The organism is Halomicroarcula saliterrae, assembly GCF_031624395.1.
Classification (GTDB): Archaea; Halobacteriota; Halobacteria; order Halobacteriales; family Haloarculaceae; genus Haloarcula; species Haloarcula saliterrae.
This window is the reverse complement of record NZ_JAMQON010000008.1, coordinates 33,457-48,110: the sequence shown is the minus strand read 5'-3', so window position 1 is coordinate 48,110 and position 14,654 is coordinate 33,457. Positions and strand designations below refer to the sequence as shown.

Genomic DNA, 14,654 nt, shown 5'->3' with positions numbered 1-14,654 from the left:
AGAATAACGAGCATGAGGAGAACGCTTCCCCAGACGACCGGGCTGAATCTGCTCATAGAGATAATGTCTGGATTCGTCGATAAACACTTTGTGCCAGCATCAGGTTCGCATGCTCGTTCTAATAGCTAGTTCACCTAATTGCGGATGCAAACAACACCTTGGGAATCGTTCTATAACATCATCGGGGATGAAACCTATTAAGCTCAATCCAGTCGCCGAGAAAATTCACTGCTGGATGTAGAGTGAATACATGATTACAGCAAGACCAGCAGCGACGAAGACACTATTTGCGAGCACGCCGACTGCAAGTGAGACGGCAAAGAACTGATTGGCGATACCCGAGAGAAACGCTCCGAAGGTAATAATTCCGAATCCGACACCGAGCACTCGTAACGAGGGGGAATTAGTATGCCGATAAGCCCTAAACGCAATATAGGTAATTGCGCCACCAAGGAGCAAAATCACCAACTTCACGGCCGCAATTGCGGTCAAAACAGCGTTCACAGCTCGTCACCCATCTTGGACCAGATATCTGCAAGCCGTTCGTCCGTCGTCCGCTGGTCTCTGTCAACAGCGACGGAGAACTCACCAGACTTGGTCATGGAAATGGTGATATCCTCGAAGTCCCGTTCATACTGCGTGACACGCCCACCACCAGGATTTATTTGATCCCGTTCTCGAACGAGAGATGCCGTGCTCAATAGGTCCAGTTTTCGGTACAACGTTGATTTAGGGATGTCACACGCTTCGGTAAGTTCTGTTGCAGTCATAGGGTCAACTGTTTCACGGAGGATTGCTTGACAATCTGGGTCATCTAACGCGTCAACAACAGCCTGAAAAGGGGGTGTGTCGACGGTAGAACCCGGATTGTCACCCATTTGCTGTCTGCCTCGTTTTTTTGCGAGAGAAGATGTGAGTTTTGTTATGGCGGTATTGAATGCTAATCGACCATCGGTGTATTCGATACAACTCGGTGTGTTCAGTCGCTGAAAGGGTCTCGAACATGCAGGCACTGTTATTGATGTTCCGCGTATACTTCGAGGAGTTCTTGATAGCGACTCCGGATAGTCGTCTGGCAGATGTGACAGACGTTACTCACAGTCTCTTGTGTTAACTGCTCGTTCGTAAGGTGGGTAGAAGCATACAATGCTGCGGCCGCTAATCCGGCTGGACTCTTCCCACTTTGAATCGCGTTTTGAGTCGCTACTTCTAGAATGTCGCGAGCCACTCGCTGTGCTTCCTCACTCACATCGAGTGCAGAAGCGAACTGAGGCAAGTATTCCGTAGGATCCTCGGGTTCGAGTGTCAGTCCGAGCTCACGGGAGAGATATCGATAGGCCCGTTGGATCCGAATCTCTTCGACTCGACTGACATCAGCAAACGCTGAAAGGGGACGGGGCATTCCCTGTTGCCGCGCGGCTGCATACAACGCTGCTGTTGACATGCCCTCTATTGACCGCCCCGGGAGTAGATCCTCTTCGGCTGCCCGCCGGTATAGTACACCAGCAGTTTCACGAACAGATTCCGGGATACCTAATGCGGATGCCATCCGGTCGATTTCCCCGAACGCCTGTTTGAGGTTCCGTTCAGTGGCGTCCTTGGCCCGAAATCGTTCGTCCCACGTTCGAAGACGCTGTAAGCGTGCCCGCTTCCGAGCAGCTATGGCTGCCCCATTGGCATCTTTGTCCTGCCAGCTGATTTTTGTACTCAGTCCCTTATCGTGCATCAGCTTAGTTGTCGGAGCGCCTACACGACTCTTTTTGCTGTTGTCGCCAGCTTCGAAGGTTCGCCACTCTGGTCCTCGATCGACGAGAGCTTCCTCGAAAACTAACCCACAGCTCTCACAGGTCTGTTCACCGTGAGCCTCGTCTTCAATTATACCACCACCACACTCTGGGCAGGCTTCGATGGCAGAGCCATCGCGCTCTGGTTCCTGCTTCTGGGACTCATGTTCACGGTCACCGCTGGTCCGTGTAGTGATATCATCAGACATCGTTACGTCCCTCCGGAAGTCATGGTGGTCCTTATCACACAGAAGGTGCCCGTATCGTATGAACATGCGGCGGTGTCCCAGTTGGTAGGAATCCGAGGTGCCACTATAGTATTGAACTGTGAATTACTGACTGAATTTGTTGGCCCAAAAATCGTGCTATCGGCGCATTACAATGTCTCAGAAACAGGCTGACAGCAGAGTCACTGATGATTCTCGCCAGATGTATAACCATGGCAAAAATAAGCAGTTGCTAGATGGTGGGGTTGCATTTTGAATAACACATCCGGGTTCGATACAGGAATCCGTTCTGTCGCAACTGCAATCGGACTGACTTTTGTCCCAATCGTTATCGGGTCGATGGTAGTCCTTGGAGCCTCGTCAGTGCTGCTTGTGGTCGGAATCGATGTCTCATCACGGCCATCGCTACGGCTACTCCTGAGTACAGTTCTACTGCAGGGACTCACCTTTGGCGGCCTTGCACTCGTATATCTCAAAATTCGAGGGCTCGGATTCGGATTCGTCCCCGTTTCGGTACCCAATAAGCGTGATATCGCAGTCACAGTCGTTGGGACAATCGCTCTTATCCTTCTTCTGTTGTCAGTCTCAGGAATAATCTCAATACTGGATATCGAATCAGCGCAGAACACCGTTGTTACCATCGGTCAACAGAACCCAGTCGTGTTTCTCATTCTCATCCCGCTCTCGTTTCTGTTAGTGGGCCCAGGTGAGGAACTGCTGTTCAGAGGACTCGTTCAGGGGACACTCGCAGAGTCACTCCACCCCACAAGAGCAGTGATATTGGCAAGCGCACTGTTCGCATCAATCCACCTCTTCTCGTTGTCGGGCGAGGGGAAACTTGTCTACATAGCCATTGCCTTTATTTTGGCACTGGTCTTGGGTGGCGCATACGAGTACACCGGCAATCTCACCGTCCCAGCCCTGATGCACGGCGCGTACAACGCATTACAGTTCGCAGGTGCATATATTTCTTCGACAGGTGGATTCTGATAGCTCGTATGTGCCTCCTTCTTCTACACGGTGAATCGACACAAGCTATCGGTCATACCGTACATCATCCGGTGAAGTCTTCATAAGATAGCGAGCCCTGATTAACGATTGTTTGACTCTCTGGGACAGAACCGTCCGGTGGCATACTCCCCTGAGCCGGTCCACCAGGTTCACCGACCACAATGCGGCCAACCATTCCAATGGTTTTGTGTGGGATACAGAAATAATCGTATGTCCCTGTTGTTTCAAACGTATGATTAAATGTGGCCCCTTGCGCATTGAGAGTGCCACTATCGAAAGAGTCAGCACCCGCAGGAATGCGCGTTACCGATGCCGAAGTAGCCTCCTCAGTGTACGCTGTCGCTGAATGACGGCCACCCCGGATTTCAAACGTGACAGTCTCACCAGGCTCGACGAATAATCCGATTGGGTCAAAATAGTACTCACCGCCCTCAGTAATCATCAGGACAGTGTTCGGCTCTCTAGTATTGGTCCGGTTGCTACCGTTTTCTTCCGCAGAGCTGCATCCAGCGAGGCCAATGACTCCACCGGTCGTTAACAAGCCGGTAGTTTTGAGAAGTTGTCTGCGCTCCATACTGGTCAATATACAGTACCTGATTATGAGACAGGTGCGGCTTCCCACATCATAGGACATCGCCATGCGTTGATATACCCGAACCGCGATAGCCGAAATAGAGAATAGCGCACAAATGTTGGCAGTTTCAGCGCTGCTAGCCCCAGTGTCGAGATACGAAGTGAATAGGACTTACCCAACTTCCAATGGATGCAACGCCTATTATGATTGAGCAGAGTGGCACAGACTATTCTGTGTTTAGAGAGTTCACTGCCATCGAAATCGTCGGAACGGTACTTCCGGTCCTTTTGCTGATTATCGTCAGTACGATTCTCTTCTCGTGGCCACCAACCGTACTGGCATGGTTCTCTTGTGGGGTTGGAGGACTCATACTGGTGATATGGACGGGCCGGGCACCCACAATTTCAGTCACTGTACTCGACTGGCCTCGTCCTGAGTCAGGAGCGGATATCGTCATAAACGCCATCGCGTACAACGGTGTACTAGTTCTTGGAACAGTCATCGCAGAGATTGTATGGCAAGTTTCAACGACGGTGCTACTCGCTGCACTGGTCGGTGTATTCCTCCCGTTTTGGTTCCTCAAACACATTCAGTTCATCGCCTTCATGGATTCCGGATGAACATGAAACGCAAATACAAGCGTCTAGCATACAAGCATCGCAAGCAAAAGAGCGAATCGACAGAGTGGTTTCAGAAATCCCGACGACGACAACGGAATTCGAAGGGTGTACCAGTGGATGCAAAACGATGGACCCAAATTCTATAGTACTATGAGTACGGGAACCCGGTCTCAGTGGCAGATACAACCTGGGTCAGCAAATACTCGCTCGACTGGCGTCGGGGTTCGGACAGGCACGGTGCTTGTCTCCTGTATTATTGCATTGACACAGGTCCCAACCGCGTCAGCACATAGCGTGACCGGAGCCGCTGGTCTCACAGAGATACATGGGGCCATGCTCACCCTCGTTGGGATTGCTATTGTCGGTGGAGCTGTCGGATTCAAACGACATAGTCGACTCACTCCCGAACAGGCCCTCACCGGTGTCTTTATCGGTATCGTAACAGCAGCGACGGGAGCTGTTCTGTTCGATGCACTCTCGATTGATGTCCAGTACTCGGCTGCGACTATGCCGTTTTCGCGGTCGTTGTACCCCTTGATAGCGTTCGCTGTCGGGCTTACTATCATGATTGGGAGTCTCTCAATCGGTTGGTTTAGATGGCGGACGCGCCCTCGATACACCGGACTTGGGTTCATTTTGGGGCTGTGGGTGACCTACCCATATCTCATCCCAGGACCAGCGAGTAACTCCCATCCCCTCGGATACTTGCTGGCATTGAGTCTCCCCATCGCTGTTGGGTATATCCTCAAAAAAGATGCAGCCCACGTTATTCGAGACGTCTTCCGTGACCCAGTGGCCCGGCGTTTCGGCATTGGTGTGGCGGTCGTCGTTGGGCTGTTTTTCCTCTTCATTACAGGATATCTCTCCGTATTTCCCGAAGAAGGGCTACCACACGAGCCGAAACTGGTCGTCTTACCGGTCATTTATCAACTGGTTTCTTGGCCGACACTCGAAGTTGTCCGGCCGCACATTCCGTTCTTCCTCGCAATCTCTCCAGGGCTGGTGATAGTTGTTGGTCTCCTGAGTTCGCTCATCGGATTCAATGCAGGGATTATCGCTCGGTACTGGCGAATCGAGGAGAGTGCTGGACTTACAGAGGGGACTGCAGGCACAGCGACAGTTGTTGGCTCGTGTACCTGTGGGTGCTGTGGCCCGCTGGTAGCGAAAATCGCGATTCTCGCAGCGGGGCCATCGATTGCGGCGCCACTGTACTGGGTCTTCGTTGACCCAGCATCACCGCTAGGTGTACTCTTTATCGCCGGGAGTATTGCTTTGTTCACTGGGAGTCTAGTCTACTCGATAGAATCAGCAACACGCTCCAGCGAAATTGCCGATTTCAGCCCAGCAGACTGAGAATGTAGTGAAACCGAGAGAGTCCTACGACACGCCCAAAAGTTTGGTCAGCAAATCCCACCCGACAAACCGAGGGGTCCGCTCACGGAATGCTTCATACTCTTCGCCATAGTGTTCCCGCAGCCATGGCTCTTCAGCAAATGGGAAGAGGGCAGAGACGACAATCGTCAACGTTCCGTGTATCGCTACTTTCTGGGAATCCGTCGCGATTATAGCGCCGACGAGAAACGAATGAACCCCACACTCTGGGGATTACGCGTAACCTGAGAGATTCTCATACTATCTCACCGTATTTGACCCAGCGAAGTGCTTCGTCGCGGTCATCGACATCGAAATACCGCATTTCCGTCGGTGCAACGGGCCAGAGAGGACGAATCACCTTCCACAATTCATAGAGTAGCCTCGCCCACACGTTGTCACCGACTGCAGCGTATCGCTCGATGGCGAACTCCGATCCATATCGTAGGTCAGGAATCAGGCCGGCGAGGTGTGTCAGGAACGTCCACACAGTCCAGTCAGTGGTCTCCTCGTAGACATGGATCGCCCCGTATTGGATGGTTTTCTCACTTAACAACTCGTAGAACTCCTGGTACCCTGATCGTGTTCCCTTGTGCATCCGGAGCGCGATGACATTATCTTCGGTTGCCCCCAAGAGTTCATACATCGGAGTGCCAGTGTGGTCCTGGTGCGTGTCGTCGTGAGTCGTAGTTGGAGTCATCGTCAGTGAGTGTGGGCGTCGAGGCGGTCGTCGTGCTCACTGTGCAGGAATTCGATTGTGGCGTGATTCACGCCAATATCGGCTAATGCCTCGTGGACCTCTCGGCGAATTCGGTCCGCTGCGGCGAGCGTCTCGACTGCCGTCCGTAGGTGTAACGTCGCGATTGTCAGTTCGCTACAGATCTGCCACGTGTGGAGGTCTTCGATAGCTTCGACGCCGTCGATACGGAGGACAGCTGTCTCCACTTCCTCACCGGAGATGGGGCCTTTATGAAGGAAGATGATACCGCTGCCTCGCAAGAGTTTCCCAGCCGACCAGAGAACGATACCGGCGATGAGAATAGCGACAACGGGGTCGATGACTCGAAGGCCGGTGAGGTCAATCGCCACCACTGAAACAATAACAGCGACCGATCCGCCGGCATCACCGAGCAGATGATAAAACGCGCCGCGTTCGTTGAGATTCATCTCACCACCCTGGACGACATAGACCGACACGAGATTGATTACGAGGCCAGCCACTGCGATTGCGAGTGTTGGGCCTGTTCCAATATCAATCGGGTTCAGAAACCGCTGATACGACTCGTAGACGATGTAGATTACCATTGGAATCAACAGCGCACCGTTCAGAAACGCGGCGAGCGGTTCGAGTCGGTGCAGCCCATAGGACCACTCCGGCGACCTATCGTACCGGTCAGCGACGGCCGCAGCTGCAAAGGCCATCACGTACGCCAGCGCGTCAAACAGCATATGCAGCGCGTCACTCAGTAATGCGACGGAACCAAACAAGAGCCCACCAGCTAATTCAGCGACGAATCCGACCAGATTGATACCTGCTACGGCACCGAGTTTACTGATGCTATCGCCGCCGCTAACACTGTGCTCGTGACCATTCTCAGTAGCATGATCATGTTCCATTGCAATCGTCTCGTCTCTCATCCTGGACAGCCCAGAATTATTAAACTGGCTGTTAATATATGCCCAAAGCAGCATCAATTCTAATAATATATTTTGATTTAGTTAATAACATTATTCCTATGAATATGCGATGCGGAGGGTTATCGCACAGTTTGCAGGTTTGCCTAACTACTGCTGATAGCGGTAGATTTCATCGCGAACGATAGTTCGAATTTCTTGCCTGGGGAGACTCGTATCATCGGGAATATCCGGCTTCTCTAGTGCCTCGAGTTCTTCTGCGGCGGCTTGGAGGCGCTCGTCTTCAGCTTCAGCGTAGAAGTAGAGGTCACGGCGGTCGTCATAGAGGACCCGCAACGTTGATTCCGCGACACGTGTTCCATCAGCTGCGTCAGCATAGGTATAGCCTTGCTCAATGCGTTCGAGCGCGCGTCGAATAGTCAGGAACTCATCGGCGTTGACCTGGAGATAGCCGTCTTTGACATCGAACCCAGCTGGGGGCCGTCCAGTCCATCGGCCAGCCTCTTTTGCAGCGTCGATACCGGATTGAATCCGACGGAGCTTCTGTTTGTGCTCAACCCGGGCGAGGTCACCCATCACACCGGCGATAAGCTGACTCACCGCTCTGTCAACGAGGCCATCCTCAAGGCTAATTTCCAGTCCGACTTCCAGATCTTGAACGCCAGTTTCGTGACTCAGACAGAACTCGAGGAACCCGTGGATTTCGCCGGCGCCGAGTCGAGAAAGACGTGAGAGTTCGTGGACAACGACGACGTCCAGGGTCCGTCTTCAATATCTACACGGAGTCGCTGGTACTCTTCACCACGCTGTGTTTCAGTCCCGCTGATGATATCTGCGTAGGTGTGGATCTCTGGCTCGTCATACGTGTTTTTGCCAAACTCTCGAAGTTCGTCGAGCTGTCGTTGTGGGTCCTGGTCTGTCGTTGAGACACGGGCGTAGGTGCCGATCTCGGGCATACTTCTTGCGGCCTCAACCGAGTGTATAAGTTATCCACCTTTTGCGGGATCCGTAGAAAGGACTAACTTCTTGCTATCACCTGGAAAGGGTCCGTCCTCCTAGAGTTACCAGCACAGATCGAAAGCCGTACTCTAGTGTCGCTTGAGATGCCAAATGTCTATTCCCAAGATAATAAACTCGTCAGTCTGCTCGCAGCAGAAGGTATGAGCAGTCCATGAAAGCAATAATCACATATATTTATTCTGCTGGTCCGTCAGATTGGATACAATGAGTTCGGATATTTTTCGAAAGAACCTCCGCTATATCTCTTCTCTGGGACGATACAACACCGAACGACGTCCAGTGATACGACAATATTTTGCCAACCGCATTTCGAATAGCGAATTCAATCAAGAGAAACTCAATGTAGCCGAAATCAGAGAGTTTGCCGGTCAAAAGCAATCGAGAGCAGAGGACACCAATCTCGATTTCGAGGAAAGGTTCAAAGAGTCGCTGCTTACACTTCCAGAGGATATCAACCCTCAAGATTTCCAAGGATATCTACTATTCCGATATAGTCATCTCGAGGAGCCACTATCCAATCAGGATGAATTTGCCATTTCTGATCTCCTCTCGTTCGAAGCATTAATTCGAGATACAATCTTGGAGGAGTCCGAGCCGATCCTGTCTGATTTGAACCGGTTCAAATCGAAAGAAGACTACGCTGATTTCTCGAATATCGAAGAACCGAGCAAGCAGTTTCAGCAGATGTGGAATCGGAGGGTCACACTCAGTCGAAAGGAGATAATTAAGTCATTCGTAGAGGGGACTCTACCTGACGATCCAACTATTGATCCAAGCCGACATCAGGAGCGAATCGAAAAGGCTCAGGATATTCTTGATTTCCTCTCATATTCGGGAGATGATTCTTCGCTGGACTTCTTTTCGAATCCTGTTTTCCAAGTAAAAGGGGTGAAGGAGCGTGAGATCGTTGTCCCCTTCCCTGAAGTGTTGTTGACTACAGCACAGTACCGTATTGAGGAATTCGTTGGGCAGTTCAAGCAGGTACAGGAAGTAGAAAACAAAGAGAAGGGCGGTGTCGTTGAGGAACTAGCTCAAGAACTATTACAACAGATACCCTGTCGAAACTTCGTCAAGGAGTTCGAGTATATCCACGATCCCAATCCTGGAGAAGCAGATGGGCTACTCTTTTTTGAGGATTCATATTGGGTGGTTGAAATAAAGTCCCATCCGATTTTTCGGAAGATTCCGAACCGTGTAGAGATTATCAAGAATCGATTTACACAGAAGGTGACTCAGGCTGTCGATCAGATAGAGAACGCCTTAGACTATGTTGACGGTCTCGATGATGAATTCGGTTTGGTATATAATCTTACCGGCAACAAGAACTCCGATGAGATTGATACAGGCGGCATAGTCATTCTTGACGGATTTCTTCCCACGTTGTACTCTGGTAATGCGCGGGCGGATCAACAATTGGGAATGGGCGATATCCACGACCACATCGCAGAGCATGAACGGATAGTGGTCATCACACTCTACGACCTCTACCAACTCATTCAGGAGGACGAGGCAAATCTGTTCGACGAATTCCTGATCTGGCGGACCGGATACGAGGGCAATATGCCGGTGTGGGGATTCAGCGAGCGGGAATACTGGGCGTTCTACTTTGACAACTACCGAACCAGTGAAGAATTTCGTAAGGGCGTAGAAGAAGCAGCGAAGAAAGACATTATCACAATCTACATCAGCGAGCGATTCAATGACAAATCACATTTACAAAATATTAAGAAATAGATTGTAGGTAAAATGTAGACATGAGGGGTGAAAGATATAGGCCGGAACTATGTATGATCGTCCAAAAACTGTTCTGCGGTATCGTCCCCATCGCTGAAATAGTCCTCAGCGATGTCTAGCGCAGTTCGCCTCGTTTCAGGATCCTCGTCAAGGCCATGTTCAAGAATGGCTGCGGTAGTGTCGGTGAACGAAATCCAATTCGGCCGAGTTTCTTCTTCCATGAGTGAATCATATACCTCAACGACCAGACCGGGATATGCCTCGGCATATTCCTCCAAGTATGATTCGACAGTCTCCCATGCCCGTCTCTCACGCGCGATGAACGGGGCTGTGTCGATAATCAAGGGCGCTATGTCTTCGAACGCAGTCCGCTCCGAAATTAGGGGAAGCCACTCGACGAACCATTGGAATTCCACGGCATAGGCGCCCGCATCATCAACCTGCGTAATCCGTTGTTCCCACAGTGTCTGGACTTTGTCCCAGTCTTCACGAATCTCTTCTTTATCTTTTCCCCAGCGCCAGAGCTGCCACGCCACCTGTCGGGCTAGCTCCGGTTCTTCCTTATCGTATAGGTAGGATAGGAGACTTTGACGGTCATCACGTTCATCATACCCGTTGAGGTAGGCGTTAAGTAGGTGGGCTGCCAGTCCACGTTCAACCCCGTGGATAGCTGTGTTCTCGCCAGCGACAAGCATGTCGATGCCGTGGAGGTAGCAGGGGCGGAGGTGGTCGAATAATGTTTCATGCGGGCGACTGTATCCGAGGTAGGCATCCCAGGTGGCGGAGAACATTTTCTTCGCGCGGTGGGTCTGGTTACGGGGGAATAATTTGTCGAAGTTGTCGAGTACGAGGTTGTGGTCGAAGCTCCAGATGGTGTTCAGCCAGCGTCCGAGGGTTGCACGCGAAGAAAGAGATTCTTTCTGCATTATATTCTCGATTCGTTCGCGGACATCTGGTTCGAAGCCAGATTTCTGCTCCTCGGTGTATCCCTCGTAGCCCTGCTGGTTGGCTCGACGGTATGAATACATAAGGATGGCCCCAAGGGCGAGCGGTCGGACCGAATTTATTGCCACGTGTGCGGGGTCGTTGTAGCCGGCGTATCCCTCCGGAGGGTGTTCTCTTTCATCGGTTGGATCGGGGTCGTCGAGCTGGACAAAGAGGATTTGCTTGATTTTATCGTTGTGGGCGTGGATAGATTCGATTGAGTCTATGCTGTACGCCTCGCGGAAGAGTCGTGCGACGTTCATCCGAGCCGATTCGGACCATTCCTCGGGGTTCGAGGCAACGGCCTCGCAGAGATCGATGAACGGTGTCCACGGAAAGTCGGAGGGAATGTAATCGGGGTTATCGTCGATCTTCATTCGTAATCCGCGGAGGAGTTCGCTGACGTATATCGAAGGGGCATCCTGTAACCGGGGTATGTCGTCTTGGAACGCGGTGACCTCTTCAAGAATGCGTGGAATAACGGATTCAGCGAGTCCTCGTGGACTGATCTCGGAGAGCCCACCAGCCCCGGATTCGCGTCCTTCCCAGCCAGTCGTCTCGAAGGGTTCGTCGATGCAGTAATCGATGAGGTCGCTAGGAGGCATCTCGCTGAATTCCTCTTCAGGGAGTGGACTTTCTTGTGAGACGAATCCGCCACTGGTCTTGACGAACGAGAGGACATCATCCGGTTCACCGTACTCGTCGATGAGGGTGTTCAGGTGCTGCGCATGATCGTCCGGGAGGTGGTCCCTAATCAGCCAGAGTCGGTCGCGGACCCATCGGGCTATCTCAGCTTCCGCAAGTTCGTCCTCCGTGCAGTCGTCGAACCGTTTACTTCGCTGTTCAGCGGCTTCGTCGATTGAGTCACGGGTGGGGACGTCGGTGATTATTTCGATGACGTGGAGTCGGTCTTCCTCAGACAGGACGGTAAACCCGTCGCGGAGGAGGCGGAGGAAGTCCTCTTTGATCCATACCTCCTTGTAGTTGGATGCATCAAGGAGTTCGGCAGTTACAAGACGGGGGTAGTGATCCTTGTGCTCCTTGAGCACATAGAGTCCAAGCCGTCGAAACAGGGTAATGTCGCCGAGGTAGCGTTCGACGAGGTCGTGGTGCGACTCGTCCGCAGGGTTCTGGTCAAACCAATGGTCTAACGCTCCGCAATGTGCTCCGATGAGCAAGGTTTTGAGGGAGGTTTGGCTCTGGTTCGACAGGTCTGAGCCCACGATGTTGGTCGTTATTGGCCCCACGATCGCGTTGATGTCCTTGTCCTGAATCTCGGATTCTATTACGACTGCTTCCCGAAGGCGTGATTCAAGGACATCTATCGCGTTCTCTCCTTCTGCTTCAACGAGTGTGTCAAGGGTTTCGTTCAATACGGATTCCAGACTGTAGAGGCGGGTGACGGGTTGGGCCCTGTTGTATTCGTCATCAGTGGGATGGCGCGGTTGGAGAAGTGTATCGAGTAGGTCCAGACCCGCACTGGTTTCACCGGCTTCAATGAGATCTTGGAGAAGTCTGGTTGCTTGGGTGTCGTGCCAGTCGGATGGCGTTTGCGTGACGGAGGCCTGAACTACATCGACGAGGTCCGCCGCTACGTCGAACGGTAGTTCGCGGATCACCGTGACGACCAAGCCGAGCGAGTGGCGATCGTTAGTCTGGATGTCCCGAACGATTTCGGCCACGATTTCGGGATGGTATGGTGCGAGCTCGCGGAGGTAACTGAATAGGATTTTAGGAGGGTCGGTGTAGTCGCCCCGGTCGTGGAGAGCTTCTGCCCAAGATATGTGGGTGTTACTATCGAAAAAATAGTTGTAGAGTGTATCACGGTCCTGGAGGTTGTCTAGTATGAGACCTGCGAATTCGTCGTTCCCGGAGATATCCCACGTCTTGATCTCGTCCAGAATCGTCTTCGCGGTGTAGTCGCCGAGGCCCGTTTCGTCGTCAAGCATCTCTTCGAGGTACTGTCGGGCGTGGTCGGTGGTGTCAGAGTCGACTGAAATGTCGCCAATCTGGTTGGCCATGTCGCCGTCGCTCTGCATGTAGAGCACTAGCATGAATCGGAAGATGTCTTTGCCCAGCCGTTCATCAAGTCGAGATGTGACTTCTTGGATGGGCCTGTTGTCCTGCACGGCGTTCCAGGCGTAGAGGTACCGTTGGAAGTCGAGGTGGCGGAAACGGTACTTACGGTTGCCCGGTCGGTCGGTTGATTGTTCGATGACGCCCCTGTTTATTAATCGTTGGTCGATCCAGTCCTGGCTGGTGCCGACGGTGAATATGTTGAGTCCGTCGGACTGGTCCTCTATCGCGTCGACGGCGTACTCAACGAGTCGTTCGATGATGTCGTCGCCGGTCCGTGCCCCGTCGTCCGGGTGATCCTCGCGGCCAAGCTGCTCCCGGAACTTGTCCCAGAGCGAAATTTCACCGCTGATGCCGCTGAAATCGACACCGTCCTTAGCGAGCTGAGCGATGATGTCGAGGTTCTCGATTTTCCGGCCGATTTGGATGAGGTCGTCGCTCGGTGATTCCCCGATCAGGTCCTGAACGTGCTCTTCTGCGTCTGTTGTTCGAAGTAAGCCAATGGTCAGGCGGGTTGTAAACGATTCAGCATTGTCCAGTGATTCGTACTCCCGTCGAACGGTGAGGTCGTGATTGCGGCAGGCGAATGCGACGGCGACGTTGTCGAGGTCTGCGGCAGTCAGAATGAAGTCCTGATAGACATTGCCAGCCTCACGATCAATATCGTCCAACTGATCGATGATAAGGAGGATGTGGTTGGCGACGGCGAGTTGCTTGATAGGCCGTTGTATCCCGTTGTCGAATCCGAGAGCGGTCGAGAGTTCGGTTTGGTTCCGGACTGCCGAATGGGTACTAGAATCGATGATCAGGACATCTTCCTCCCATTCTTCCCTTACGCCAGCAAGAACTCCGCTCTTACCGACGCCTCCTTCCCCGGTTACTATAACGTTCTCGCCGTTGGAAAGCAGATCTGCTGCCCGGGCGGTTTCTGGCCGTTCGATGTGACCGATACCATCAATATTGGTCTGTATTCGGTTCAGGGCCTGATTTGTCTCCTCCGCAAAGCGGCTTTTTATGGTTTGAAGACTTAGGTATTCAGATTTCAGAGTGCTCCTGTTGGCGATGATAGTCAGAAGAGCGGCGTAACTCGCGATGTTGAGTCCAGCGGCAATTTCAGTCGAGGAATAGCTGAAGGGTTTTGGGCGAAGGATATTCAGCAGCGGATAGAGGGTGATTACCACGATTACACTGAGGAGGAGATAGGTGATTCCGGTGGCCAATATCCCTCGCAATTGTCGTATCTCTTCTTTCATTGTATACTGGACGGTGTTCCGGATGAAGTAGAACATAAGAACGAGGCTGACGATGAACAGAATGGCAAGTACTCCTATCGCCATGTCCGTCTCGGGAATCTGTGGACCGACAAGGGCCATGCGTAGTGCGAATAGGCCCCCGATGGCTGCAAGCCCACGTCTGAAGAGAAATCTTGGAAAATCGAGTTCCCCGCCGAAGGTTGTGTACCTGAGTATCACCTCCTTCAGGCGGGAAAGACACATTATCGACAGAATCCTTATTCAAGTGTAATAATTGTTCTGTAAGCCGTACTTCATTTTTTCTACCGTGTAAGCATTTCAGCTATGAATAGAGTTTATTACCCCCTCTAATAGGTGAGGAGCTC

The 14,654-nt window shown here is 52.1% G+C and carries 13 protein-coding genes; 4 read left to right on the top strand and 9 right to left on the bottom strand.

Translation table 11 applies throughout. From position 1 onward, the window contains the following. Positions 1-225: 225 nt before the first annotated feature. The 3 genes from NDI56_RS20395 to NDI56_RS20385 form a co-directional block, all read right to left on the bottom strand. On the bottom strand, positions 226-504 hold the full coding sequence (locus NDI56_RS20395; RefSeq protein WP_121512958.1) for a DUF7521 family protein: 279 nt from the start codon (positions 502-504) through the stop codon (positions 226-228). Continuing rightward, entirely contained in the window at positions 501-878 is a 378-nt protein-coding gene (locus tag NDI56_RS20390; protein WP_121512959.1) for a winged helix-turn-helix domain-containing protein, read from the bottom strand. Before NDI56_RS20390 ends, NDI56_RS20395 begins: the two co-directional genes overlap by 4 nt. Positions 879-1,015: 137 nt before the next feature. Beyond that, a complete protein-coding gene (locus NDI56_RS20385; RefSeq protein WP_220619739.1) occupies positions 1,016-1,993 on the bottom strand; it encodes a transcription initiation factor IIB in 978 nt (325 codons plus the stop codon). A 357-nt stretch (positions 1,994-2,350) separates the two neighbouring features. Here NDI56_RS20385 and NDI56_RS20380 point away from each other — a divergent pair, with 357 nt between their 5' ends. Beyond that, complete coding sequence (locus NDI56_RS20380) at positions 2,351-3,001, top strand: CPBP family intramembrane glutamic endopeptidase (RefSeq protein ID WP_220619738.1); 651 nt, start codon at positions 2,351-2,353, stop codon at positions 2,999-3,001. Positions 3,002-3,065: 64 nt separating this feature from the next. Here the strand turns inward: NDI56_RS20380 and NDI56_RS20375 are convergent, their stop codons facing one another. Next, a complete protein-coding gene (locus NDI56_RS20375) occupies positions 3,066-3,464 on the bottom strand; it encodes a plastocyanin/azurin family copper-binding protein (RefSeq protein WP_236035639.1) in 399 nt (132 codons plus the stop codon). A 335-nt stretch (positions 3,465-3,799) separates the two neighbouring features. Here NDI56_RS20375 and NDI56_RS20370 point away from each other — a divergent pair, with 335 nt between their 5' ends. After that, positions 3,800-4,216: a hypothetical protein gene (locus tag NDI56_RS20370; RefSeq protein WP_220619736.1), complete on the top strand. Its 417-nt coding sequence runs from the start codon at positions 3,800-3,802 to the stop codon at positions 4,214-4,216. A 333-nt stretch (positions 4,217-4,549) separates the two neighbouring features. Then, a complete protein-coding gene (locus NDI56_RS20365) occupies positions 4,550-5,569 on the top strand; it encodes a hypothetical protein (protein ID WP_220619735.1) in 1,020 nt (339 codons plus the stop codon). Between the two features lie 274 nt (positions 5,570-5,843). Here NDI56_RS20365 and NDI56_RS20360 read toward each other — a convergent pair whose 3' ends face one another. The 4 genes from NDI56_RS20360 to NDI56_RS20345 form a co-directional block, all read right to left on the bottom strand. After that, on the bottom strand, positions 5,844-6,233 hold the full coding sequence (locus tag NDI56_RS20360) for a SpoIIAA family protein (RefSeq protein WP_220619734.1): 390 nt from the start codon (positions 6,231-6,233) through the stop codon (positions 5,844-5,846). A 56-nt stretch (positions 6,234-6,289) separates the two neighbouring features. Continuing rightward, positions 6,290-7,225, bottom strand: coding sequence for a cation diffusion facilitator family transporter (locus NDI56_RS20355; RefSeq protein ID WP_220619733.1), 936 nt, complete (start codon positions 7,223-7,225; stop codon positions 6,290-6,292). 147 nt (positions 7,226-7,372) lie between these two features. Next, positions 7,373-7,924: a serine integrase family protein gene (locus NDI56_RS20350; protein ID WP_310901751.1), complete on the bottom strand. Its 552-nt coding sequence runs from the start codon at positions 7,922-7,924 to the stop codon at positions 7,373-7,375. Beyond that, a complete protein-coding gene (locus NDI56_RS20345; RefSeq protein WP_310901744.1) occupies positions 7,897-8,178 on the bottom strand; it encodes a recombinase family protein in 282 nt (93 codons plus the stop codon). The genes NDI56_RS20350 and NDI56_RS20345 overlap by 28 nt, the downstream gene beginning before the upstream one ends. A gap of 268 nt (positions 8,179-8,446) precedes the next feature. Between NDI56_RS20345 and NDI56_RS20340 the strand changes: the two genes are divergently transcribed. Beyond that, entirely contained in the window at positions 8,447-9,976 is a 1,530-nt protein-coding gene (locus NDI56_RS20340; protein ID WP_310921650.1) for a hypothetical protein, read from the top strand. Positions 9,977-10,023: 47 nt separating this feature from the next. Here the strand turns inward: NDI56_RS20340 and NDI56_RS20335 are convergent, their stop codons facing one another. Next, positions 10,024-14,532: an NACHT domain-containing protein gene (locus tag NDI56_RS20335; protein WP_310921649.1), complete on the bottom strand. Its 4,509-nt coding sequence runs from the start codon at positions 14,530-14,532 to the stop codon at positions 10,024-10,026. Positions 14,533-14,654: the final 122 nt, after the last annotated feature.

Excerpts from the sequence above, each read along its gene's own strand:
- NDI56_RS20345 (WP_310901744.1), bottom strand. The coding sequence starts at position 8,178 with ATGCCCGAGATCGGCACCTACGCCCGTGTCTCAACGACAGACCAGGAC.
- NDI56_RS20360 (WP_220619734.1), bottom strand. The coding sequence starts at position 6,233 with ATGTATGAACTCTTGGGGGCAACCGAAGATAATGTCATCGCGCTCCGG.
- NDI56_RS20390 (WP_121512959.1), bottom strand. The coding sequence starts at position 878 with ATGGGTGACAATCCGGGTTCTACCGTCGACACACCCCCTTTTCAGGCT.
- NDI56_RS20380 (WP_220619738.1), top strand. The coding sequence starts at position 2,351 with ATGGTAGTCCTTGGAGCCTCGTCAGTGCTGCTTGTGGTCGGAATCGAT.
- NDI56_RS20375 (WP_236035639.1), bottom strand. The coding sequence starts at position 3,464 with ATGATTACTGAGGGCGGTGAGTACTATTTTGACCCAATCGGATTATTC.
- NDI56_RS20385 (WP_220619739.1), bottom strand. The coding sequence starts at position 1,993 with ATGTCTGATGATATCACTACACGGACCAGCGGTGACCGTGAACATGAG.
- NDI56_RS20335 (WP_310921649.1), bottom strand. The coding sequence starts at position 14,532 with ATGTGTCTTTCCCGCCTGAAGGAGGTGATACTCAGGTACACAACCTTC.
- NDI56_RS20340 (WP_310921650.1), top strand. The coding sequence starts at position 8,447 with ATGAGTTCGGATATTTTTCGAAAGAACCTCCGCTATATCTCTTCTCTG.
- NDI56_RS20365 (WP_220619735.1), top strand. The coding sequence starts at position 4,550 with ATGCTCACCCTCGTTGGGATTGCTATTGTCGGTGGAGCTGTCGGATTC.
- NDI56_RS20355 (WP_220619733.1), bottom strand. The coding sequence starts at position 7,225 with ATGAGAGACGAGACGATTGCAATGGAACATGATCATGCTACTGAGAAT.
- NDI56_RS20370 (WP_220619736.1), top strand. The coding sequence starts at position 3,800 with ATGATTGAGCAGAGTGGCACAGACTATTCTGTGTTTAGAGAGTTCACT.